The organism is Vibrio sp. D173a (genome assembly GCF_030248475.1).
This window is the reverse complement of sequence record NZ_JAHGAH010001224.1, coordinates 1-823: the sequence shown is the minus strand read 5'-3', so window position 1 is coordinate 823 and position 823 is coordinate 1. Positions and strand designations below refer to the sequence as shown.

The window sequence follows — 823 nt, the reverse complement described above, 5'->3', positions numbered from 1 at the left end:
GATTCCGGTAAGTTCCCGTGGGCACAACATAAAGATCGCTTCCCTGTCTTTAATCAGCCAGAGCCGTCTTACCACGGAGTGGTGTACACAGAAGCGTTTGGTGAAGCTGCCTTTATTGGCCGAGCACGTACTGTGCCTCTGCGAAACACGGGGGCAGCACTGTCACCAATGAACTCATTTATGCTGATGCAAGGGCTTGAGACATTATCACTGCGTATGGAGCGCCACACCGAGAACGCCCTCAAGGTCGCTGAATATCTTAAGAATCATGAGAAAGTGAGCTGGGTTATTTATGCCGGGCTTCCTGATTCCGAATTCTACCCGCTCGCAGAAAAGTACATGCAGGGTAAGCCTTCGGCTATCTTGTCTTTCGGCCTCAAAGACGGTTATGAAGCCGGGGTACGTTTCTACGACGCGCTACAAATCTTTAAGCGCTTTCCTGAGATGATTCGTCTATCTGTTGGTATTGAGCATATCGACGATATTCTTGCCGATCTAGAGCAGGCTCTAAACGCCTAACACCCACAAGCAATTAACGATTTAAGACCAGCTTAATCATGGACTGGTCTTTTCGTTATCTTGTTGGCGATGACAAAACCATTACGTGATTAGCACATCAATTAAACAATAACGATATCTCCCCTTTTCCGAACCACTTATCAGTATTTCTTTCTGCACCATTTTAATATCCAATCCTTTATCTCTATCTAACGAGCTCCGAATCAAACGAAATCACTAACGCCTACTATCGGTATCACGCTGCATAGGATTGACCTGATTAACAGAACTCAGGAATCTAAGTGGGATAAATAATAACGACACC

Annotated in this window: 1 protein-coding gene; it reads left to right on the top strand. The window is 45.4% G+C overall.

Annotation, left to right across the window (positions count from 1 at the left end):
• On the top strand, positions 1-519 hold a 519-nt coding region (locus tag KIV40_RS32445; protein ID WP_285353467.1), incomplete at its 5' end, for a PLP-dependent transferase.
• Positions 520-823: the final 304 nt, after the last annotated feature.